This is a genomic window from Vibrio sp. Y176 (assembly GCF_033438945.1).
Genome location: NZ_JAWOQS010000271.1, coordinates 1 through 847 on the forward strand (window position 1 = coordinate 1; position 847 = coordinate 847).

An 847-nucleotide genomic window follows, 5' to 3' on the forward strand; every position below is an offset into this window, starting at 1 on the left:
CTGCGCGAACATCAAAGTTCACGCCATGGAGTACTTTTACCGGGCCATCATCCGTGATGAATTCCACTTCGAGATCTTTTACACTCAAAATTACATCGTTTTCCATAACACATCCTTACAGCTTATACGTGTCATCAACGACAACAACCGGTTCAAAGGTTTTACCCGACTTCATCGCTTTCTGGGTTTCTTTCTTCACGTCTTTGTCGATCCAATACGTGCCATCACCGATAATTCCGCCACTGAACAACGCTTCTGTCATTCGATTCATTGGTTTCTCTGGCAATTTCAACCAACGCCAGTGTCCATAACGAACGTAAGGTACCATGTAGCCAGTGACAATCACGTGCGCATCAATAATGTCTCGCTGAATCTCATGACCTAGTTGGATCTTCTTATCCATGTCCATGTTAAAGCGATACGCAATGATCTTTTCATCTAGCTCTGGCGTGCTGTAGTTAGTGAATGAGTTCGTTTGTGGTTTGTTCGCGTTCACGGAGTGGAAGTATTCCCAATAAGTTGGGATTTCCGAAGTCCCCATATCAAAGAAAGCAAGTTCGTGTTTTTTCTCACGCACATACTTGAACATCGATGAACCATCAATCAGCTTCAGCTCAATGTCCAACCCTGCCAATTTTGCCTGTTCACGCAAGAAAGCAATACGCGGTGTATGAACTGGAGATGAGTACGTCAATTCAAAGCTCAAACGCTGACCTTTATCATTCACGCGAATACCATCGGAACCAATCTTATCGAAGCCCGCAGCTTCAAACGCTGCCGCCGCTTTTTCTGGTTCAAACTTTGGCGCTTTCACATCTGGTAACGTGTATTTACCATGCCCAAAGCC

Annotated in this window: 2 pseudogenes; both read right to left on the bottom strand. The window is 44.7% G+C overall.

The window, feature by feature from the left end:
• Positions 1-106 (bottom strand): annotated as a pseudogene (locus R7O13_RS25505) (ABC transporter ATP-binding protein); the annotation flags it as partial.
• A gap of 9 nt (positions 107-115) precedes the next feature.
• Positions 116-847: pseudogene (locus R7O13_RS25510) on the bottom strand (ABC transporter substrate-binding protein); the annotation flags it as partial.